This is a genomic window from Clostridium sartagoforme AAU1 (genome assembly GCF_000401215.1).
GTDB lineage: Bacteria > Bacillota > Clostridia > Clostridiales > Clostridiaceae > Clostridium > Clostridium sartagoforme.
Genome location: NZ_ASRV01000286.1, coordinates 1 through 489, shown reverse-complemented (window position 1 = coordinate 489; position 489 = coordinate 1). Strand labels below are relative to the sequence as shown.

Here is a 489-nt window from a genome sequence, read left to right as displayed (position 1 = left end):
TTTCCATTATTAGAAGCTTTTTCTGCAATTATAAACTTACTAAAATGAGGAGTCTTAAATGTTACTTCATTTCCATTTATAGTTGTTTCCATTTCTTTAAATGTCTTAGTTTCTTCATCATAATAGAATACTGCTAAATTTCCTTTGTTTAATCCTTTTAAGTCCTCATCACTTAATTTTAATGTTATTGTTGCAACTCCGTCTTTAAAGTTATGAACTTTAACTATATTATCTCCATTCTTAATTAATAGGTTAAGTTCGAATACTTTTTAACACCTTTAATTCCAGCTGTTATAGTTGCATCTTCTTTAACATTCATTTCAAAGATTATGCTTGAACCTTCTTTTAATAATTCTTTATCTATTAAGCTAAATGGTATTAATATAGTATTCTCTCCATTTTTAATTTCTAAAGATCCATTTCCATTTTTTATAGCTTCTATATCTTTTATTTCAAGCTTAATTTCATTTGATGGATTCTTTATAACTA

General features: G+C 24.9%; 1 protein-coding gene. It reads right to left on the bottom strand.

The window, feature by feature from the left end:
• Positions 1-244: 244 nt before the first annotated feature.
• The coding region (locus A500_RS21545) for a hypothetical protein (RefSeq protein WP_040437218.1) at positions 245-489 on the bottom strand (245 nt) is incomplete at its 5' end.